At 68.3% G+C, this 17,776-nt stretch carries 22 protein-coding genes and 1 tRNA gene; 11 read left to right on the top strand and 12 right to left on the bottom strand.

What is annotated here, in order from left to right; translation table 11 throughout:
- The first annotated feature begins 49 nt into the window (after nt 1-49).
- Nucleotides 50-511, top strand: a complete 462-nt coding sequence (locus AC1DSZ_RS22145; protein WP_476840492.1) for a gamma-glutamylcyclotransferase family protein — start codon at nt 50-52, stop codon at nt 509-511.
- Nucleotides 512-553: 42 nt separating this feature from the next.
- On the opposite strand, the gene AC1DSZ_RS22140 is transcribed toward AC1DSZ_RS22145, so the two are convergent.
- From AC1DSZ_RS22140 to AC1DSZ_RS22125, 4 genes are all read right to left on the bottom strand, one after another.
- The gene (locus AC1DSZ_RS22140) at nt 554-808 is read right to left on the bottom strand and encodes a hypothetical protein (RefSeq protein ID WP_476840491.1); all 255 of its coding nucleotides are present in this window, start codon (nt 806-808) and stop codon (nt 554-556) included.
- A gap of 67 nt (nt 809-875) precedes the next feature.
- A complete protein-coding gene (locus tag AC1DSZ_RS22135; protein WP_476840490.1) occupies nt 876-1,301 on the bottom strand; it encodes a hypothetical protein in 426 nt (141 codons plus the stop codon).
- Between the two features lie 150 nt (nt 1,302-1,451).
- Complete coding sequence (locus AC1DSZ_RS22130) at nt 1,452-2,072, bottom strand: glutathione S-transferase family protein (RefSeq protein WP_476840489.1); 621 nt, start codon at nt 2,070-2,072, stop codon at nt 1,452-1,454.
- 31 nt (nt 2,073-2,103) lie between these two features.
- Nucleotides 2,104-3,276, bottom strand: coding sequence for an isovaleryl-CoA dehydrogenase (locus AC1DSZ_RS22125; RefSeq protein WP_476840488.1), 1,173 nt, complete (start codon nt 3,274-3,276; stop codon nt 2,104-2,106).
- Between the two features lie 116 nt (nt 3,277-3,392).
- Between AC1DSZ_RS22125 and AC1DSZ_RS22120 the strand changes: the two genes are divergently transcribed.
- The gene (locus tag AC1DSZ_RS22120; RefSeq protein WP_476840487.1) at nt 3,393-3,872 is read left to right on the top strand and encodes a methyltransferase family protein; all 480 of its coding nucleotides are present in this window, start codon (nt 3,393-3,395) and stop codon (nt 3,870-3,872) included.
- Between the two features lie 12 nt (nt 3,873-3,884).
- Nucleotides 3,885-4,760, top strand: a complete 876-nt coding sequence (locus AC1DSZ_RS22115; protein WP_476840486.1) for an S-methyl-5'-thioadenosine phosphorylase — start codon at nt 3,885-3,887, stop codon at nt 4,758-4,760.
- A 57-nt stretch (nt 4,761-4,817) separates the two neighbouring features.
- On the opposite strand, the gene AC1DSZ_RS22110 is transcribed toward AC1DSZ_RS22115, so the two are convergent.
- From AC1DSZ_RS22110 to lipB, 5 genes are all read right to left on the bottom strand, one after another.
- On the bottom strand, nt 4,818-5,285 hold the full coding sequence (locus AC1DSZ_RS22110; protein WP_476840485.1) for a molybdenum cofactor biosynthesis protein MoaE: 468 nt from the start codon (nt 5,283-5,285) through the stop codon (nt 4,818-4,820).
- Between the two features lies 1 nt (nt 5,286).
- The gene (gene moaD, locus AC1DSZ_RS22105; RefSeq protein WP_476840484.1) at nt 5,287-5,538 is read right to left on the bottom strand and encodes a molybdopterin converting factor subunit 1; all 252 of its coding nucleotides are present in this window, start codon (nt 5,536-5,538) and stop codon (nt 5,287-5,289) included.
- A 10-nt stretch (nt 5,539-5,548) separates the two neighbouring features.
- On the bottom strand, nt 5,549-6,145 hold the full coding sequence (pgsA, locus tag AC1DSZ_RS22100; protein WP_476840483.1) for a CDP-diacylglycerol--glycerol-3-phosphate 3-phosphatidyltransferase: 597 nt from the start codon (nt 6,143-6,145) through the stop codon (nt 5,549-5,551).
- 37 nt (nt 6,146-6,182) lie between these two features.
- Nucleotides 6,183-8,267 carry an excinuclease ABC subunit UvrC gene (gene uvrC, locus AC1DSZ_RS22095; RefSeq protein ID WP_476840482.1) on the bottom strand — a complete coding sequence of 695 codons (2,085 nt, stop codon included), beginning with the start codon at nt 8,265-8,267 and terminating at the stop codon, nt 6,183-6,185.
- Nucleotides 8,268-8,469: 202 nt separating this feature from the next.
- Nucleotides 8,470-9,183, bottom strand: coding sequence for a lipoyl(octanoyl) transferase LipB (lipB, locus tag AC1DSZ_RS22090; RefSeq protein WP_476840481.1), 714 nt, complete (start codon nt 9,181-9,183; stop codon nt 8,470-8,472).
- Between the two features lie 151 nt (nt 9,184-9,334).
- On the opposite strand from lipB, the gene AC1DSZ_RS22085 reads away from it, so the two are divergent.
- Both AC1DSZ_RS22085 and AC1DSZ_RS22080 read left to right on the top strand, forming a co-directional pair.
- Nucleotides 9,335-9,589, top strand: coding sequence for a FliM/FliN family flagellar motor switch protein (locus AC1DSZ_RS22085; RefSeq protein ID WP_476840480.1), 255 nt, complete (start codon nt 9,335-9,337; stop codon nt 9,587-9,589).
- Nucleotides 9,590-9,708: 119 nt separating this feature from the next.
- A tRNA-Leu gene (locus AC1DSZ_RS22080) sits at nt 9,709-9,795 on the top strand.
- Nucleotides 9,796-9,871: 76 nt separating this feature from the next.
- On the opposite strand, the gene AC1DSZ_RS22075 is transcribed toward AC1DSZ_RS22080, so the two are convergent.
- The gene (locus tag AC1DSZ_RS22075) at nt 9,872-10,735 is read right to left on the bottom strand and encodes a polysaccharide deacetylase family protein (protein ID WP_476840479.1); all 864 of its coding nucleotides are present in this window, start codon (nt 10,733-10,735) and stop codon (nt 9,872-9,874) included.
- A gap of 149 nt (nt 10,736-10,884) precedes the next feature.
- Here AC1DSZ_RS22075 and mgtE point away from each other — a divergent pair, with 149 nt between their 5' ends.
- The 5 genes from mgtE to AC1DSZ_RS22050 all read left to right on the top strand — a co-directional run bounded on the left by mgtE (nt 10,885) and on the right by AC1DSZ_RS22050 (nt 16,173).
- On the top strand, nt 10,885-12,294 hold the full coding sequence (gene mgtE / locus AC1DSZ_RS22070; RefSeq protein WP_476840478.1) for a magnesium transporter: 1,410 nt from the start codon (nt 10,885-10,887) through the stop codon (nt 12,292-12,294).
- Between the two features lie 94 nt (nt 12,295-12,388).
- A complete protein-coding gene (locus AC1DSZ_RS22065) occupies nt 12,389-13,303 on the top strand; it encodes a glycoside hydrolase family 25 protein (protein WP_476840477.1) in 915 nt (304 codons plus the stop codon).
- Nucleotides 13,304-13,702: 399 nt separating this feature from the next.
- A complete protein-coding gene (locus AC1DSZ_RS22060; RefSeq protein WP_476840476.1) occupies nt 13,703-14,536 on the top strand; it encodes an aldo/keto reductase in 834 nt (277 codons plus the stop codon).
- 104 nt (nt 14,537-14,640) lie between these two features.
- A complete protein-coding gene (locus AC1DSZ_RS22055) occupies nt 14,641-15,351 on the top strand; it encodes a ribonuclease activity regulator RraA (protein ID WP_476840475.1) in 711 nt (236 codons plus the stop codon).
- Nucleotides 15,352-15,384: 33 nt separating this feature from the next.
- A complete protein-coding gene (locus AC1DSZ_RS22050; protein ID WP_476840474.1) occupies nt 15,385-16,173 on the top strand; it encodes a YdcF family protein in 789 nt (262 codons plus the stop codon).
- 12 nt (nt 16,174-16,185) lie between these two features.
- Here AC1DSZ_RS22050 and AC1DSZ_RS22045 read toward each other — a convergent pair whose 3' ends face one another.
- Both AC1DSZ_RS22045 and AC1DSZ_RS22040 read right to left on the bottom strand, forming a co-directional pair.
- On the bottom strand, nt 16,186-16,476 hold the full coding sequence (locus tag AC1DSZ_RS22045) for a DUF3253 domain-containing protein (protein WP_476840473.1): 291 nt from the start codon (nt 16,474-16,476) through the stop codon (nt 16,186-16,188).
- A gap of 31 nt (nt 16,477-16,507) precedes the next feature.
- Nucleotides 16,508-17,206: a DUF599 domain-containing protein gene (locus AC1DSZ_RS22040; protein WP_476840472.1), complete on the bottom strand. Its 699-nt coding sequence runs from the start codon at nt 17,204-17,206 to the stop codon at nt 16,508-16,510.
- A 144-nt stretch (nt 17,207-17,350) separates the two neighbouring features.
- On the opposite strand from AC1DSZ_RS22040, the gene AC1DSZ_RS22035 reads away from it, so the two are divergent.
- Nucleotides 17,351-17,764 carry a rhodanese-like domain-containing protein gene (locus AC1DSZ_RS22035; protein WP_476840471.1) on the top strand — a complete coding sequence of 138 codons (414 nt, stop codon included), beginning with the start codon at nt 17,351-17,353 and terminating at the stop codon, nt 17,762-17,764.
- The last annotated feature ends 12 nt before the right edge of the window (nt 17,765-17,776 follow it).

Here is a 17,776-nt window from a genome sequence, read left to right as displayed (position 1 = left end):
GCGGCAAAGCGGTGCGAGCCGGGGGCTCGCGGTCCAGGAAGCGACGCCCATGCCCCTCTACTTCGCCTATGGCTCCAACATGGACAGCGTCGCCATGGCGCAGCGCTGTCCGCGGTCGACGATCGTCGGCCTGGCGCGCCTGCCGCGGCATCGGTTCATGATCATGGCGGAGGGCTATGCGTCGGTGGTGCGGGACCCGCGGCGCACGGTGCATGGCGTGTTGTGGGATCTGGCGCTCTCGGACATCCCGGCGCTCGACCGGTACGAGAGCCTGCACACGGGCCTCTACACCAAGATCAACCAGCCGGTGGTGACGCCGGGCGGCGCCCGCCGCGCGCTGGTGTATGTCGGCCGTACGGATCGTCCCGGGAAGCCCAAGCCCGGCTACCTCGAGGGCGTGGTCGCGGCCGCTCGGGCGGCCGGATTGCCGGCCGAATACGTCTATGAACTCGATCACGGCGAGCCGGCGCCCCGCAAGCCTGGGACGCCGCTGTTCAAGGCGCCGATGTGAGCGCCGGCGACACGCGCGCCCCCGCGCGGTTGCCGTCGTGGATCAAGCGCCCGGGGTCATCGCGATAGCGGGAACGTCCAGGGACCTGCCCACGGCGCCTTCCCGCACCATCATGATGCTGTTCTTGCCGATGAAGAGCAGTTCGCCGTTCTCGGCGATGAACTCGAGAAATAAGCCTTCGCGGTTCAACGCCGATGCGATGCTGGCGGATAGTCCCGCCGTAATAGCGCCCACGAGGGTTCGCCCGTCCGCAAGGGTCAGGGTCACGGGCAGGCGCTTGTTGTCTTTTGCGAACATCGGTCACCACTGTCTGAGGTCCAGCACTTTTGGACCACGAACGTTTAGATACGATGATCAGCGGGCATCACGACGTCGGTCTGGGCGTGATATATGCCTGATAAGCGTCGCGCAGGGCGTCGTGCATCGCTTCCAGGTAGTCCCTGACCTCGTCGGGCAGCGTCAGGCCGCCATATTGCGCCGGGTTGTAGCGGGCCGCCCGGTCGAGATAGGTGAGCCGGACCACGTCGGGCGTTGCGTCGAGCGGGAGGTCGAGCAATTCGTGCAGCGACGCCGCCGGGGCCGGCGCTCTGAGGCCGGACCGCCGGCTCGACGACCGCAGCACGGCGATCTGCTTCTTGCTCACATAAGCGAGCCCACCATCTTCCAAGACGAGTTGCACGAACTCGGCCGGCTGGCCCAGCAACTCCATCATCTCGTCCATCGGAAAACCGTAGACGGCTCCGTTGAGGTGGTGGCCTCCGACCAGCGTCACCGCAACACCTGTGATCAATTCTTCCGTGCTTCCAATCATCGCGTTGTTCCAGCTTCAATGAAAGCCGGTCTACCGGATGCGAATTGCGATCATCTCACTTGGTTACCCGAGGGAGTCGGATGGCCATTAACCCTTTAAGCACGTCTGGAAACCATCCGCTGGCCGCTCTCATGTGATCGGCAGCGGAAAAGCGGTTCTGGAGGCCGGATTTGAGGCTAGGCGCTCGTACCAGGCCTGCAAATTGGGCCGGTTTTCGCGCTCGATGGGCATGTTCAGCCAGCGGTGGACCTGTGGCCCGACGACGCATTCGGCCATCGTGAAGGTGTCGCCCGCCAAAAACGGGCGCTCGGCCAGGTGGGCATCCAGAACCTTGGTTACCAGATTGGTTTTGACCCGCGAGGCCTCCACGGCCGCCAGGTCGCGCTTTTCCGGCGCCGTGCGGACGAGGTTGACGAAGGCCGGGCCCACGGCCGGGTTCAGCGTGGTCTGCTGCCAGTCCATCCAGCGATCCGCCCGGGCGCGAGCGGCTGGATCGACGGGCCACAGCGTGCCCGCGCCGTGCTTGGCCGCGAGGTAGCGCACGATGGCGTTGGACTCCCAGAGCACGATGTCGTCGTCCTGCAGGGTGGGGACGAGGCCGTTCGGGTTCATGGCCCGGTACTCGGGCGTGTCGACCACGCCGTGCACGCCGCCCGCCTCACGCCGCTCATAGGCGAGGCCGAGCGCATCGGCGGCGAAGACGACCTTCTGGACATTGACGGAGCTGAGACGCCCCCAGATCACGAGCATGTTTGGTTTCCTTGGTGAGGTGGGCAGGCGGTCACATCGTCTTGGCGAACAGCTCGCGTCCGATCAGCATGCGGCGGATTTCGCTGGTGCCGGCGCCGATCTCGTAGAGCTTGGCGTCGCGCAGCAGGCGGCCGGTGGGATAGTCGTTGATGTAGCCGTTGCCGCCCAGCAGCTGGATGGCGTCCAGCGCCATCAGGGTCGCCTTCTCGGCCGCGATCAGGATGGCGCCGGCCGCATCCTCGCGGGTGGTCTCGCCCCGGTCGCAGGCCTTGGCGACCGCGTACACATAGGCCTTGCAGGCGTTCATGGTGACGTACATGTCGGCGAGTTTGCCCTGCACGAGCTGGAACTCGCCGATGGATCTCCCGAACTGCTTGCGCTCGTGGACATAGGGCATCACGATGTCCAGCGCCGCCTGCATGATGCCGAGCGGGCCGGCGGCCAGCACGGCGCGCTCGTAGTCGAGGCCCGACATCAGCACGTTCACGCCCTTGCCGACCTGGCCGAGGACGTTTTCCTCGGGGATCTCGCAATCCTCGAACACGAGCTCGCACGTGTCGGACCCACGCATGCCGAGCTTGTCGAGCTTCTGCGCGGTGGTGAAGCCCTTCATGCCCTTCTCGACGATGAAGGCCGTGATGCCCTTGGGACCAGCCTCGGGATCGGTCTTGGCGTAGACGATCAGCGTCTCGGCGACCGGCCCGTTGGTGATCCACATCTTGGAGCCGTTGAGGACGTAGCGGTCGCCCTTCTTCTCAGCCCGCGTGCGCATCGATACCACGTCGGAGCCCGCCCCGGGCTCGGACATGGCCAGCGCGCCGACATGCTCGCCCGAGATCAGCCCGGGAAGGTATTTGCGCTTCTGCGCCTCCGAGCCGTTGCGGCGCATCTGGTTGACGCAGAGGTTGGAGTGGGCGCCGTAGCTCAACCCGACGGACGCGGACGCGCGGCTGACCTCCTCCATGGCGACGACATGCTCGAGGTAGCCGAGCCCGGAGCCGCCATATTCCTCCTCCACGGTGATGCCGTGCAGGCCCAGCGCGCCCATCCGCGGCCAGAGGTCGCGGGGGAACTCGTTGGTCTTGTCGATCGCGTCGGCGCGCGGCGCGATCTCGCTTTGCGCAAAGCCCGCAACCGTCTCGCGAATGGCGTCGGCGGTTTCGCCGAGGTCGAAGTTGAAGGGACGTGGGGCGTTGGCCAGCATGGTCTTGGCGTTTCCTCTTGTGCGATAGCCGTTTGCTGCAGGATAACCCGGACGCGGCCCGCTTGTAGAGGGCGACGCGCAAAAGGCGTTTGGGCGAAAGCCGCAGGGGGATGGGCATGGCGCAGGACATCGGCGAAAGGCCCAACACCATTCCGTGGCCGCCGCTGATCTATTCCGCCGCCATGCTGCTGGCGTGGGGCCTGGAGCAGGTCGATCCCTTCGTGTGGCTCGACCAGCAATTGCGTGTCGTGCCCGAATGGGCCGGCATCGCGCTGTTCGCGGTCGCGATCCTGGCGGATTTCGGCTGCTTCATCGTTCTGCGCCGCAAGGGCACGACCGTGCTGCCCAACGCGCCCAGCAAGGCGCTGGTGACCACGGGGCCGTATCGGTGGTCGCGCAATCCCATCTATGTGGCCAATACGGTCGCGCTCCTGGGCTTCGCGCTGGCGTTGCGCTGGGGGTGGCTGCTTCTGCTGGTTCCTGTCACGATCGCGGCCGTGAACTGGCTCGCGATTTCGCGCGAGGAGGCGCATCTGGAGCGCCGCTTCGGCCAGGACTGGCGCGACTACGCCGCCCGGGTGCGGCGCTGGATCTAAGGGGGCAGAAGCATGACGAGGGCGGTTCTCGGGGTCATTGGCGGGTCCGGCGTCTATGACCTGCCCGGCCTCGTCGATCTGCGCGAAGAGGCCGTCGCGACGCCCTGGGGCGAGCCGTCGGACGTCCTGCGCTTCGGCCGCATCGGCGAGACGCCGATCGTGTTCCTGCCGCGGCACGGACGCGGGCACCGCCTTTCGCCCTCCGACACCAACTACCGCGCCAATATCGACGCCATGAAGCGGGCAGGGGTGACGGACCTCGTCTCGCTCTCGGCCTGCGGGTCGTTCAAGCCGGACCTGCAGCCGGGGCTGTTCGTGCTCGTCGATCAGTTCGTCGATCGCACCCACCGGCGGGAAAGCTCGTTCTTCGGGGCAGGATGCGTCGCGCATGTATCCATGGCGCATCCCGTGGGGCCGGGACTCGTCGCGAGGGTGGCGGCGGCCGCCGAGGCCGAGGGCGTGGCCTCCCGGCGTGGCGGAACCTATGTGTGCATGGAGGGGCCGCAATTCTCCAGCTACGCCGAATCCAACACCTATCGACACCTCGGCTACGACGTGATCGGCATGACGGCGATGCCTGAGGCCAAGCTCGCCCGCGAGGCCGAGATCACCTACGCGACGCTCGCGATGGTAACGGATTTCGACTGCTGGCATCCCGAGCACGACGCCGTGGACGTGGCGGACGTCATCAAGGTCATGCACCGCAACACTGAGAAGGCCCGCCGCGTGGTGGCCCGGCTCGCGGCTGATTTTCCCCGAGAGCGCGAGAACTGCCCGGCTGGCTCACACAAGGCGCTCGACACTGCGATCATGACGGCCCCGTCGGCCCGCGACCAGGCCGTGCTGGCCAGGCTGGACGCCGTGGCTGGACGAGTGCTGGGAAAGTAAGGCCGCAGCCACACCCTTCCCCTCAGGAGGAGAGTGGCGCTTCGCTCCGGTCCGCGCCTAGCGCGCCCAGCGCTCGGCGGCTTTGTCGTCCACGTCCTTGGCTTCGACCCAATCGCCGGACGAACCGTCCACCCGATGCTCTTTCTTCCAAAAGGGAGCGCGGGTCTTCAGGTAGTCCATCAGGAATTCGGCCGCCTCGAAGGCGGCGGCCCTATGGGCGGAGGCCGTGACGACCAGCACGATAGGCTCGCCCGGGGCGATTTTCCCGTGCCGGTGGATGGCCACGAGGCCCTGCAGGGGCCAGCGCTCCGCGGCCTCGGCGGCGACGCGGCGCATCTCGTCCTCGGCCATGCCGGGATAGTGCTCCAGTTCCAGCGCCGCGAGCACGCCGCCCTCGGCGCGGCAGAGGCCCGTGAAGCTCACCACGGCGCCCACGTCCGTGCGCCCCGCCGCGATCTGCGCCAGTTCGGCCGCAACGTCGAAGGGCTCGGCCTGTATGCGGACGGTGAGCGGCTCCTGCGCCATCTCAGCCGCCCGTCATGGGCGGGAAGAACGCGATCTCGCGTGCGCCCGCGATGGGCGTCTCGGGCTTCACGTGCTTGCGGTCGATCGCGGCCCGCACGACGGCCGGGTTCTCGAACGCGTAGGCGTATTCCTCGCCCAGCCCCGCCAGCCACCCGGCGAGGTCCGCGACCGTCCTGACGCTCTCGGGCGGGGTCAGCTCTTCCTCGGGCTTGCCGATGCGCTCACGGACCCAGGCGAAGTAGACGATCTTCATGCAACGGCCCTCAGGCGCCGTGGTCCACGATGTGGTGAATGCCGGCGCGGAAATAATCATAGCCCGTGTAGAGCGTCAGGATCGCCGCGACCCAGAGCAGGCCAAGCCCGATCGCCACCGTGCCGGGCAGCACGTGCTCGCCGGCGGGGCCGACGATCAGAAATCCGATCGCGATCAGTTGCAGCGTGGTTTTCCACTTGGCCACGGTGGACACCGGCACGCTGACGCGCAATTCGGCCAGATATTCGCGCAGGCCCGAGACCAGGATCTCGCGCGAGAGGATCACAATGGCGGCCCAGATCGACCAGCTCGTGATGGTGCGGTCCGCCACCAGCATCAGCAACGTCGCCGACACCAGAAGTTTGTCGGCGATAGGGTCCAGCATGCGGCCGAGCGTCGACTGCTGCTGCCAGGCGCGCGCCAAATAACCGTCGAAGAAGTCCGTGATTCCCGCGACCGCGAAGACGAGCAGCGCCGTCCACCGCATCCAGAATTCCTCTGGCCAGAACATGCAGGCCACGACCACGGGAACCGCGAACACGCGGCCATAGGTCAGGATATTCGGGAGATTGAGGGGGTTCGCCCGCCGCATGTCGCTCGCCAGCATCAGTTGGGGCCGAGGAAACATGCCGAGGGGAGGGGCGTCAACCGCGCCCCTCGTGGAAGTGATCATAGACCGCCTTGGCGGTCGCGGCGTTGACGCCCGGCGTCCGGGCGAGGTCGTCCAGCGAGGCGCGCGCGATGGCCTTGGCGGTGCCGAAATGCAGCAGCAGCGCGCGCTTGCGCGCCGGGCCGATGCCCGAGATTTCGTCCAGCGGGCTCTTGGTGAACTCGCGCTTGCGCTTGGCCCGGTGCGTGCCGATGGCGAAGCGATGCGCCTCGTCGCGCAGGCGCTGGATGAAGTAGAGCGCCGGATCGCGCGGCGCGAGCTTGAACGGGTCGCGGCCCGGCACGAAGAAGGTTTCCCGGCCGGCGTCGCGGTCCGGGCCCTTGGCGACTCCCACCAGCGGCACGTCCGTGAGGCCGATCTCCTCCAAGGTCTGGCGCGCGGCGTCGAGCTGGCCGCGCCCTCCGTCGATCAGCACGAGGTCCGGCCAGGCCGGCATGTCGCCCAGGTCGCGCTCGCGCTCGGGGGCCTGGGCGGCGGCGCCTGCGTCGCGGGGGTTCTCCTTCATGAGCCGTGAGAACCGGCGCTTCAGCACCTCGCGCATCATGCCGTAGTCGTCGCCGGGCGTGAGCTCCTCGGACTTGATGTTGAAGGTCCGGTAATGGGCCTTGGAGAAGCCCGCCGGGCCCGCCACCACCATGCCGCCGACCGCGTTGGTCCCCATGATGTGCGAGTTGTCGTAGACCTCGACGCGCCGCGGCGCCCTGGGCAGGCCGAACGCCTGCGCGACGGCGCCGAGCAGCTTTTGCTGCGAGGAGGTGTCGGCCAGCCGCCGGCCCAGCGCCTCGCGGGCGTTCTTGGCGGCGTGCTCCACGAGGTCGCGCTTCTCGCCGCGCTTGGGCACGTTGACCTCCACGCGCCCGCCGGCCGTGGCCGTGAGCGCCTCCTCGAGCAGCGTGCGTTCGTCGATCTCGTGCGAGAGCAGCACCAGGCGGGGCGGCGGCTTGTCGTCGTAGAACTGGGCGATGAAGGCGGCCAGCACCTCGGTGGCGGGCGTCGTCTTGTCGGCCTTGGGGAAGTAGTCGCGATTGCCCCAGTTCTGGAAATTGCGGAAAAAGAACACCTCCACGCAGAACTGCCCGGCCTCCTCGTGGAGGGCGAAGACGTCCGCCTCCTCGGTGTTCTGCGGGTTGATGTCCTGCGAGCCCTGGATGGCCGACAGCGCCGCGAGGCGGTCGCGGTAGCGCGCCGCGCGCTCGAATTCGAGCTCGTCGGAGGCCTTCTGCATGTCGGCGGCGAGCTGCGCCTTCACGCCCTTGCTCTTGCCGCGCAGGAAGTCGCGGGCCTGGGCGGCGAGGCGGGCGTATTCCACATGCCCGACCTCGCCCGTGCACGGGCCGGAGCAGCGCTTGATCTGGTGCAGCAGGCAGGGGCGCGTGCGGTTCTCGTAGTAGCTGTCCGTGCAGGAGCGCAGCAGAAAGGCGCGCTGCAGGGCGTTTAGCGTGCGGTTCACCGCCCACACGCTCGCAAAGGGGCCGAAATAGTCGCCCGGCCGATTGCGCGCGCCGCGGTGCTTGGTGAGCTGGGGCGAGACGTGGTCGCCCGTCAGCAGGATGTAGGGAAACGACTTGTCGTCGCGCAGCAGCACGTTGAAGCGCGGCTTCAGCTGCTTGATGAGGTTTGCCTCCAGCAGCAGAGCCTCGGTCTCGGTCTGCGTGGTGACGAATTCCATCCGCGCCGTCTCGGCGATGACGCGCAGAATGCGGGTGGAGTGGCCGACGCCGCGCGCGTAGCTGGCGACGCGCTTCTTCAGGCTCCGGGCCTTGCCGACATAGAGAACGCCGTCGTCGGCGTCGATCATCCGGTACACGCCGGGGCCGTTGGGCAGAGTCTGCCAGAAGGCGCGGATCACCTCCACGCCGTGCTTCACGCGCGAATTCGCGGTGGGCCCGTCGAAATCGATGTCGAGCCCGGCCTGTTCGGCGATGTCGTCGTCGAGGTCCTGCTCGCCGAGCTGGTCGAGCTCCGCCTCGGCGTCGAGATCGTCCTGGATGGTCTCGTCGTCGAAGACGTCCGGCGCAGGCTCTGCGGCCGGGCGAGTCGTGCGTGGTGTTGAAGCCATGGAGGGAGATGTAGGACGAAGACGCGGCGGAAAAAAGCACTGCGTGTTTGCGGTCTCGGGTTCGGAGAAGGCTACAGCGCTGGTTCTCCCTGCGCCTACCCTCTCATCATCAACACCCCTCATCCTGAGGAGCAGGCCCGCTTGGGCCTGCGTCTCGAAGAACGAGAGGATCGAGGCAAGGAAGCCTTCTGGTTTGGTGGTCCTAACCCACCTGCGACGTCGCGGTCGGCCCGAAAACCTCCTCGAACGCGGCCCGCAGCGCCACGTCGGCGTCGTGCAGCGTCACCGGCAAGCCAAGATCCACGAGGCTGGTCACGCCATAGAGCTCCTCGGCGATGCCGCAGGGGACGATGCCGCCGAAATGCGACAGGTCCGGCTCGACGTTGAGGCTGATGCCGTGGAACGTCACCCAGCGCCGCACCCGAATGCCGATAGCCGCGATCTTGTCCTCGGCGCCCGGCGCCTTCTCGGGCCTTCGGACCCAGACGCCGACGCGGTCCTCGCGCCTTTCGCCGCGCACGTTGAAGGCCGCCAGCGTGTCGATCACCCAGGCCTCCAGCGCCGCCACGAAGGCGCGTATGTCGGGCCGGCGGCGCTTCAGGTCCAGCATCACATAGGCCACGCGCTGACCCGGGCCGTGATAGGTGAACTGCCCGCCGCGCCCGGTGCGATGCACGGGGAAGCGCTCATCGACGAGATCCGCGTCGCGGGCGGACGTGCCCGCCGTGTAGAGGGGAGGATGCTCCAGCAGCCAGACGCACTCGGTCGCGGCGCCGGCCGCGATGGCGTCGGCGCGAGCCTCCATGACCCGCACGGCGTCCTCGTAGGCCACGAGGCCCGGCGTCACGACCCACTCGACGGGCGCGCCGCCCTCCGCCGGCCAGAAACGCTCAACCAGTTCGTCCCTGATCTTCACCGCGCATTAACCCTGTTATTGGCTCACTGAGACCGAGGCGACGGGAGCGCCGGCCCAACCGGGGCCCCACCCGTCATCTATGCACCGCGGAGCGCCGCTTCCACCAGCGCCCCGCCCAGGTTTCGCGTTCGCGTCGTTCCGGAGCAGCTGAGTGACCAACGGTCTCGACATTGTCGGCGTAGACATCTCCATCGTGCTCGGACGCTCCCGGATGCCGATCCACCAGCTGCTGCGCATGGGCCGCGGCGCCGTGATCGCGCTCGATTCGGCCGAAGGCGACGAGGTCGAGATCCTCGCCAACGACATGCCGATCGCGCGTGGCAACGTGGTGGTGAACGGCGCCGTGATCACGGTCGAGGTCAAGGAACTCCTGCGCCGCCCGCCGAGCGAGAAAGTGCAGGGCTGATCGGCGCCCGCTTTTCCCGCCGCGCCGCACACACGGCGCTTGTGGACCCGGAATCCTTCTGTTACACGGAGCGCCGTTCCGGTCGGGCGACCTCCTTGGAAGCCCACCTGAAACACGTTGCGGTCGTGGCGGAATTGGTAGACGCGCTAGCTTGAGGTGCTAGTAACTTAACCGTTGTGGAGGTTCGAGTCCTCTCGACCGCACCAGTGCTCTTCGAGCCCATGGGCTCCGAACGGCGGCAGGATCGTGAGATCCGGGCCGCCGTTTCGTTTTTGGGCAGCCCTAAACGCCCCGGTGGCGCCGAACCCCGGCGATGATCCGCTCCGTCTCGCTGGTCCATCCCGCCGGGGCGGCGGCGGGCTCCGTCCGGCCCGACCCGGGCTGCAGGTGGACCAGCGCGTAGCCTTCCGCCTTCAGGGCGCGCAGGAAGGCCGGCAGCATCGCGGCGGTCTGCGGCTGGGTGTCGTGGAACAGGATCATGCCGCGCCCGGCATGGCGCAGGCGGTCCATCATGCGGGCAAGCTGGAAGCCGGGGGTCATGGGCGTCCAGTCGGAGGCCCAGAGATCGCAGCCAAAGACGCCGACATCGCGCTCGGCCGCCCAGGCGTTGGCGGCGGGGGTGTCGGCGAAGCCCGGATAGCGCAGAAACGGCGCGACGCCGCCCTGGCCGGGCTTTGCGTCCGGCGCGCCGAGCGCGGCCGCAATGGCCGCGAAGCCGTGCTCGATCTCGCGGATCTGGGCCGCTTCGGACAGGTTGCGCATGGTCCAGGGGTGGGACCAGGTGTGGCAGGCCAGCGTATGCCCGTCGTCCCGGATGCGCCGCACCAGCGCGGGATGAGCCTGCGCGTTGCGGCCGATCAGGAAGAACGTCGCCTTTGCGTCCTCGCACGCGAGTGCGTCGAGGACGCGGGGCGTGGTTGCGGGGGAGGGGCCGTCGTCGAAGGTCAGCACCACCTCGCGCGGACCGAGCGGCAGGGCCGCCGGGTATGTCTTGAGGCCAACCTGGAAGCCGCCCCGAGTGCCCACCGGGAGCGTGCGGGCGGTTCCGAGGCGGTCGGGTGCGCAGGCGGAGGCAAGGGCCGGGCGGGCCGCCAGCGCGGCCAGGAGCCCGGCCGAGACGGCGCGCCGGTCCAGGAGCTTGTTCATGCCGAATCATCCACCCGATCTGCGTCGAGGATAGGGCCGGGTCCCTAACGGCCCGTCGCCTCCGGGTTACGGCTTACGCGCGCGTTGCGCGGCCTGTCGCGAGTGATACAAGGCCCCGGGCTCACCACTGACTCGGGGACGGATGTCTCATGCTGGACCTCGACGACGGGACCAAGTCGGCTGAGCGGATCCTCGCGTTTCGCGATGAGGAGGGCGATGTCAGCCGCGACTACGTCGACGCCGTCGCGCAGGCCGTGGAGGCCGGGGACGCCGAGAGGGTCCGCGATCTCGTCCGGCCGTTCCACGAGGCCGACCAGGGCGCCCTGATCGAGGCGCTGCCCGCCGATGCCCGCGCCCGCCTGATCGGGCTGCTCGGCGATGTCTTCGATTTCGCCGCGCTCACCGAGGTCGACGACGGCATCCGCGAGGAGTTGCTCGACGAACTGCCGACCAAGACCGTCATCGAGGGCATGAAGGACCTCGAGTCGGACGACGCGGTCTACATTCTCGAGGACCTCGACAAGGACGAGCAGAACGAGATTCTCGAAGGCCTGTCCGCCTCCGAGCGCGTGGCGCTGCAAAAGAGCCTCGACTACCCGGAGGACTCGGCCGGGCGCCTGATGCAGACCGAGCTGGTCGCCGTGCCGCCGTTCTGGACGGCCGGCCAGACGCTGGACCACCTGCACGCCACCGAGGACCTGCCGGAAAGCTTCTTCGAGGTGTTCGTGGTGGATCCCGGCCACCGCCTGCTCGGGCAGATCTTTCTCGACAAGCTCGTCCGCAGCCCGCGCATCGAGCGCGTCGACGCGCTGATGAGCACGGACCGGCGGCGCGTGCACGCCACCGAGGACCAGGAGCAGGTGGCGCGCCTGTTCGAGCGCTACAATCTCGTCTCCGCCCCGGTGGTGGACGAGGCCGAGCGTCTGGTCGGCGTCGTCACCATCGACGACGTCGTGGACGTGATCCAGGAAGAGGCCGACGAGGACGTGAAGGCGCTCGGCGGCGTGCGCTCGGACGAAGAAATTTCCGACACCGTGATGACCATCGCGCGTAGCCGCTTCGTGTGGCTGTTCGTGAATCTGATCACGGCGTTCGTGGCCTCGGCGGTGCTGGGGCTGTTCGAGGGCCAGTTGCAGAAGATGGTGGCGCTCGCCGTGCTCGCCCCCATCGTGGCCAGCCAGGGCGGCAACGCGGCCACGCAGACCATGACGGTGGCCGTGCGGGCGCTGGCGGTGCGCGAGCTCGGGGCCGGCAACGCCTTCCGGGTGACGCTGCGCGAAAGTCTCGTCGGCCTGCTCAACGGAATAGGCTTCGGCATCCTCACCGGCGTGGTGGCGTCGGTCTGGTTCCAGGATTGGAACATCGGCGCGGTGATCTGCATCGCGATGCTGGTCAACCTGGTCGCGGGCGCGTTGGGCGGCATCCTGATCCCGCTGACGCTCGAAAAGGTCGGGGCCGATCCGGCCGTGTCGTCCGGCGTCTTCGTCACCACGGTGACGGACGTTGTCGGGTTTTTCTCGTTTCTGGGGATTGCGACGCTCTGGTTCGGCCTGGGGTGATTGCAACACGCTTCGGTGTAGTGTTTCCTGTTTCTTAAGACCTTTGGTCGATTTGCTGGGTATCGCGTTCCCGTCCACCGAGCGGCGAGCTTTGATGCGTATCCTTTCTCGCGGAACGACCACCGGCGTATTCGGCGCGGTCGCTGTCGCCTTCTCCCTTCTTCTTGCGGGCTGCACGATGGCCCCCGACAACTATCCCCGCAAAGGGGACGTCAAGCCGCATCCCGGCGTGGCGCGGGCGAAGACGTTGCCGATCCACGGCATCGACGTCTCGCGCTGGCAGGGCGAGGTGGACTGGAATTCCGTGCGTGACGCCGGCACCAAGTTCGCGTTCATCAAGGCGACGGAAGGCGGCGACCACCTCGACCCGGCCTTCAGCCGCAACTGGGCCGGCGCCAAGGCGGCCGGCGTGCCGGTGGGCGCCTACCATTTCGTGTATTGGTGCCGCCCGGCGGCCGAGCAGGCCAAGTGGTTCGTGCAGCACATCCCGACCGATCCGGACGCGCTGCCGCCGGTGCTGGACGTGGAGTGGAACGGCCATTCGCAGACCTGCCCCAAGAAGGTGCCGCGCGACGTGGCGCTGGAAAAGATCAGGATCATGCTGGCCGAGATGGAGCGCCACACCGGCAAGCGGCCGATCATCTACACGGACATCACCTTCCACGAGGAGGTGCTGCGCGGCGAGCTGAACGAGTACCCGTTCTGGATCCGCAGCGTCGCGGCCGAGCCGCACGAGCGCTATTCGGACCGCCAATACGCGCTATGGCAGTGGACCACGACGGGCCGGGTTCCGGGCATCCGTGGCGACGTCGACCGCAACGCGTTCCATGGCAGCGAGAAGCAGTGGATGGCGTTCCTTGATTCCACCCAGCGCCCCGGCGCTGCGCCCGCGCGTCGCATCGCGCCCGACATGGCGCCGCCCTCCGGCGCGCCTCCCGGCCTTACGCCGCCCGCCGCCGTGGCGGAAGTGGAAGCCACCGCTTCGGTGCGCAGCTACCTGCCGTTCTGAGCGGCAGGATGCCTTTCACCAAAGCGTCTCGTCGTGTCGCGCTGCTGGATCGGCCCTCGATCCCTCTACCGTAATCCCCGGTCTTGACCCGGGGATCCACGCGCTGGGCTCCGGCGTGGTTGGCCGGAACGATCTCCGCTATGACGGAGAGAGGCGGGTCCACTCCCGTCGTTGCGAGCGACAGCGAAGCAATCCAGCTGATGCTGGGCCAAGAGGCATAGCGCCTTCCGCCTGACCTCTGGATTGCTTCGTCGCTTCGCTCCTCGCAATGACGGCGAGGCGCACGCCTCACCGCGCCTGGCCACACCTCCGCACCGCACGGGCGCCCTGCGCGCTTCGCGGGGTGACTTCGGGGCGAGCCGGCCTAGATTGGCCGGCAACAACCCGGAGGAACGCCGCATGTCCCAGCCCATCATCGTCGAAGCGAACGGCGCACGAATTCCCGCGCTGGGTCTCGGCACCTTCCGGTCGGAAGGCCAGAACTGCGTCGACGCGGTCGCGGAAGCCCTCAAGGTCGGCTACCGGCACGTCGACACGGCCGCCATGTATGGCAACGAGGCCGAGGTCGGGGAGGGGCTGCGCGTCGCCGGCCTGCCGCGCGACGACGTGTTCGTCACCACCAAGGTGTGGTGGACCGATATCGCGCCCGGCGCGCTCCAGGCGTCGGCGGAGGCCAGCCTGAAGAAGCTCGGGCTGGATCACGTCGACCTTCTCCACATCCACTGGCCGAACCCGCAGGTCCCGCTCGCGGACTCGCTCGGCGCGCTCGTGGACGCCAAGCGTCGCGGGATGGCGAAACACATCGGGGTCTGCAACTTCCCCACGGCGCTGCTGAACGAGGCCGTGCGGCTCTGTGGCGAGCCGCTGGTGGCGCTGCAATGCGAGTACCATCCCACCCTGAGCCAGCACCGGCTGCTCGCCGAGGCGCGGCGCCACGGGCTGGCGTTCACCTCCTACTCGCCGATCGGCAAGGGAACCGACACCGAGGAGAAGGTCGTCCAGGAGATCGCGGTGGCGCATGGCAAGACCGGCGCGCAGGTGGTGCTGCGCTGGCACGTGCAGCAGGACGGCGTGATCGCGATCCCGAAGTCTTCGCACCCGGTCCGGATCCGGCAGAACTTTGACATCTGGGACTTCACGCTCTCGGACGAGGAGATGGCCGCCATCTCGCGTATGGCCCGGCCCGATGGGCGCATGATCAACCCGGCCTTCGCCCCGCAGTGGGATAGCTGAGCCGCAGCCATGCGCGCCGCGCCGTCCACCCCGCGCGAGCGCGTCTTGCGCGCCGGCCGGCCCGGCGCCACTCTCCGCCGCCCATCCCGCAGGACTCAATAGCCATGTCGCTCGACGCCGCCACGCTCGCCGCCTTCCAGGAGATTTCCACCGCCACCATCACGACGGTGCTGCTGAAAAAGGGCCTGCGGCGGCTCTGGATGCGCGGGCCGATGCCGCTGCCCACCGCGCAGGGCAAGCGCATCGTCGGCAAGGCCTTCACGATGCGCTTCGTGCCGGCCCGCGAGGACCTGGCGACGCCCGAATCCTGGTCTTCGCCGCGCTCCACCCGCGCCGCCATCGAGGAGATGCCGGAAGGCTGCATCGCGGTGGTGGACGCCATGGGGGTCACGGACGCCGGCATCTTCGGCGACATCCTCGCCTTCCGGATGGCCAAGCGCGGCGTGTCGGCGCTGATCACCGACGGCGTGATGCGCGACATCTCGGGCGTGCTCTCGACCGGCCTGCCGGTGTGGTGCCAGGGCACGGCCGCCCCGGCGTCGGTGGCGGGCCTCACCTTCGTGGGCTGGCAGGAGCCGATCGCCTGCGGCGGCGTCGCGGTGTTCCCCGACGACATCATCGTGGCGGACGCGGACGGCGCGGTGTGCATCCCGGCCGCCTATCTCGACACCGTCCTGAAGGAAGGCCCCGAGCAGGAGCGGCTCGAGGCCTGGATCATGACGGAGGTGGGCCGCGGCGTGCCGCTGCCGGGCCTTTATCCCGCCAATGCGGAGACCAAGGCGCGGTACGAGGCTTTCAAGGCCAGCAAGGGCTGAGCCGCCGGGCCGAGCGCCGGGCGCGGGGGCCAGATGTATTTCATTCTCTCCAAGGTCCTCTGGCTCCTGGCCGGGCCAACCAACCTGCTCGTCCTGGCGGCGCTCGCCGGCGGACTGCTCGGCTTCACGCGTTTCCGGCGCTTGGGCCGGGCGCTTGCGGTGGCCGGCGCGTCGTTGCTGCTCGTGATCGGGCTCTTGCCGGTCGGCACGTTCCTGATCCTGCCGCTCGAGCAGCGCTTCCCGGCCTGGCGAGACGATGGCCAGCCGTTTGCGGGCGTGATCGTGCTTGGCGGCGCGCCGGAGCCGGCGAATTCGCGCGGGCGCGGGCAATTGCTGATGAACGAGGGCGCCGAGCGCCTCGTCGCCATGGCGGATTTCGCGCGGCGTTATCCGGATAAGCCGGTGGTGTTCACTGGCGGGTCAGGCGATCTGATCGACCAGGAGAGCACCGAAGCCGCCGTGCTGGAGCAGCATATCGGCGAGCTAGGCCTGGCGGCGGGGCGCATCACCTTCGAGCGGCGCTCGCGCAACACCTACGAGAATGCGCTGTTCACCCGCGATCTCGTGAAACCGCAGCCCGGCCAGCGCTGGCTGCTGGTCACTTCCGCCTACCACATGCCGCGTTCGGTGGGCTTGTTCCGGGCGGCCGGCTTCGATGTCGCGCCGGTTCCGGTGGATTACCGCACAGCCGGGCCGGGCGACTACAAGATGGCGCTCGCGGTCGGCGACGGGCTGAAGCGGTTCGAGACGGCGACCCGCGAATGGATCGGCTTGGTGGTGGAGCGCGCCGCGGGGCACACCCGGGAGTTGTTCCCGGGCTGAGCTTTTGCGGGCTCAATCCTGCCGGGGAAGGCCGATGCGGTACACGCCCTTGAAGTCGTCCGGATCCACCGGCTTGCCTTTCCGGTAGATCACGATCTGCCCCGCATGGGCGAGGCGCACGGCCGCGCGGCGCACCGGGACCATCAACGGGCCCCAGCCGTCCGGATGCGGACCGCCGAGCTCGCGCGCCACTTCTGATGGGCAGATCGTCTTCTCGGCCCCGCGGTCGCCGGCGAGCGACAGGATCGTGGCCTCCAGGGTTTCGGCGGGGATCTTGGCGGGGGCAGTCGGTTGAGTCGTCATCGCGCTTGCGTGCGCCCAAGCGCCTGTCCGGTCAAGTCGCGCCCGCATCGGAGGCGGACAGCGCCGCCCGCATGCCGTCGGACCTGAACTGGCGCAATGCCATCACGACCAGGACCGCAAATGTCGAAAGGATGAATACCGTCGGCGACCAGAACCAGCCGAGATAGCCGAGCGCGAAAAAGAACGCGCGCTGGCCGCGGTTGAAGTGCCGTCCCGCCGCCGTGGTCATGCCGGCGACGCTATGGGCGTGCATCAGCGAGGCGGGGTCGTCTGCGGCCTCCACGGGCGGCGTCGCGCCGAGCAGGATGGCGGCGTAGTTGAACAGGCGGTAGCTCCACGCGAATTTGAAGAACGCGTAGACGAAGATCACCGCCAGGCCGATGACCTTCATTTCCCACAGCCCGCGCTGGGTCTCGATGCCGAAGGGCAGGTCGCCGAAGACGCGCAGCACGTCGTCGGCGGCGCGCAGCAGCGTCAGCGACCCACCGACCGCCAGCAGGGACGTGGAGGCGAAGAAGGCCGAGCCGTTCTGCAGGCTGGCCATGATCTGCGTGTCGATGATGCGCACGTCGCGCTTCAGCATCCGCTCCATCCAGCGGCGCCGGAACTCGTGCATGATGCCGTTGAGGCTACGCCGGCCGAGCCGGTTGCCTTCCACGAGCAGCACGTAGCCGATCCAGGCGACCAGGAAAAACGCGATGGCGGCGAGGTCGAGCTTGGAGATGATCATCTCCGCAGCATGACGCGGCCTGGCGGGGCCGTGCAAGCCGTCAGGCCGCCTGCGAAGCCGCGGCTCACAGCCAAGGCTGCGCTCGCGCGGTTGACGCGGGTCGGGAGGCCGACCCATCCTCCTCGAAAGTCATGGGAGAGACGCATGCCGCAGACCATCAGCAAGGGCTACAAAGCCCTGCTCGCCGAGGCCAACGCCGTGGTGGACACCGTGCCGGCCGCCGACGCGATTGGGCTTCTCGGCCGCGACGACGTGGTGCTGGTGGACCTGCGCGATCCGCGCGAGCTGGAGCGGGAAGGGCGCGTGCCCGGCGCGGTGCATTGCCCGCGTGGCATGCTGGAGTTCTGGATCGACCCGGAAAGTCCCTACCACAAGCCGGTTTTCGCCGAGGACAAGCGCTTTGTGTTCATGTGCGCGGGCGGCTGGCGATCGGCGCTGGCGGCGCGCACGGCGCGCGAGATGGGCCTGAAGCCGGTGGCGCATGTGGGCGGCGGCTTCACGGCCTGGAAGGAAGCCGGCGGCCCGGTGGAGCAGGTTCAACCAAGACCCAAGGGCTGAACGCTTTCGCGA

The organism is Alsobacter sp. P4_H11 (assembly GCF_056400925.1).
Note: the sequence above shows the minus strand (reverse complement) of the source record. Positions and strands in the feature narration are given on the sequence as shown.

Bases quoted from the DNA above. Each gene is read 5' to 3' on its own strand.
- AC1DSZ_RS22145 (WP_476840492.1), top strand. From the start codon at position 50: ATGCCCCTCTACTTCGCCTATGGCTCCAACATGGACAGCGTCGCCATG.
- AC1DSZ_RS22140 (WP_476840491.1), bottom strand. From the start codon at position 808: ATGTTCGCAAAAGACAACAAGCGCCTGCCCGTGACCCTGACCCTTGCG.
- AC1DSZ_RS22130 (WP_476840489.1), bottom strand. From the start codon at position 2,072: ATGCTCGTGATCTGGGGGCGTCTCAGCTCCGTCAATGTCCAGAAGGTC.
- AC1DSZ_RS22125 (WP_476840488.1), bottom strand. From the start codon at position 3,276: ATGCTGGCCAACGCCCCACGTCCCTTCAACTTCGACCTCGGCGAAACC.
- AC1DSZ_RS22120 (WP_476840487.1), top strand. From the start codon at position 3,393: ATGGCGCAGGACATCGGCGAAAGGCCCAACACCATTCCGTGGCCGCCG.
- AC1DSZ_RS22115 (WP_476840486.1), top strand. From the start codon at position 3,885: ATGACGAGGGCGGTTCTCGGGGTCATTGGCGGGTCCGGCGTCTATGAC.
- AC1DSZ_RS22110 (WP_476840485.1), bottom strand. From the start codon at position 5,285: ATGGCGCAGGAGCCGCTCACCGTCCGCATACAGGCCGAGCCCTTCGAC.
- moaD (WP_476840484.1), bottom strand. From the start codon at position 5,538: ATGAAGATCGTCTACTTCGCCTGGGTCCGTGAGCGCATCGGCAAGCCC.
- pgsA (WP_476840483.1), bottom strand. From the start codon at position 6,145: ATGCTGGCGAGCGACATGCGGCGGGCGAACCCCCTCAATCTCCCGAAT.
- uvrC (WP_476840482.1), bottom strand. From the start codon at position 8,267: ATGGCTTCAACACCACGCACGACTCGCCCGGCCGCAGAGCCTGCGCCG.
- AC1DSZ_RS22075 (WP_476840479.1), bottom strand. From the start codon at position 10,735: ATGAACAAGCTCCTGGACCGGCGCGCCGTCTCGGCCGGGCTCCTGGCC.
- mgtE (WP_476840478.1), top strand. From the start codon at position 10,885: ATGCTGGACCTCGACGACGGGACCAAGTCGGCTGAGCGGATCCTCGCG.
- AC1DSZ_RS22065 (WP_476840477.1), top strand. From the start codon at position 12,389: ATGCGTATCCTTTCTCGCGGAACGACCACCGGCGTATTCGGCGCGGTC.
- AC1DSZ_RS22060 (WP_476840476.1), top strand. From the start codon at position 13,703: ATGTCCCAGCCCATCATCGTCGAAGCGAACGGCGCACGAATTCCCGCG.
- AC1DSZ_RS22055 (WP_476840475.1), top strand. From the start codon at position 14,641: ATGTCGCTCGACGCCGCCACGCTCGCCGCCTTCCAGGAGATTTCCACC.
- AC1DSZ_RS22050 (WP_476840474.1), top strand. From the start codon at position 15,385: ATGTATTTCATTCTCTCCAAGGTCCTCTGGCTCCTGGCCGGGCCAACC.
- AC1DSZ_RS22045 (WP_476840473.1), bottom strand. From the start codon at position 16,476: ATGACGACTCAACCGACTGCCCCCGCCAAGATCCCCGCCGAAACCCTG.
- AC1DSZ_RS22040 (WP_476840472.1), bottom strand. From the start codon at position 17,206: ATGATCATCTCCAAGCTCGACCTCGCCGCCATCGCGTTTTTCCTGGTC.
- AC1DSZ_RS22035 (WP_476840471.1), top strand. From the start codon at position 17,351: ATGCCGCAGACCATCAGCAAGGGCTACAAAGCCCTGCTCGCCGAGGCC.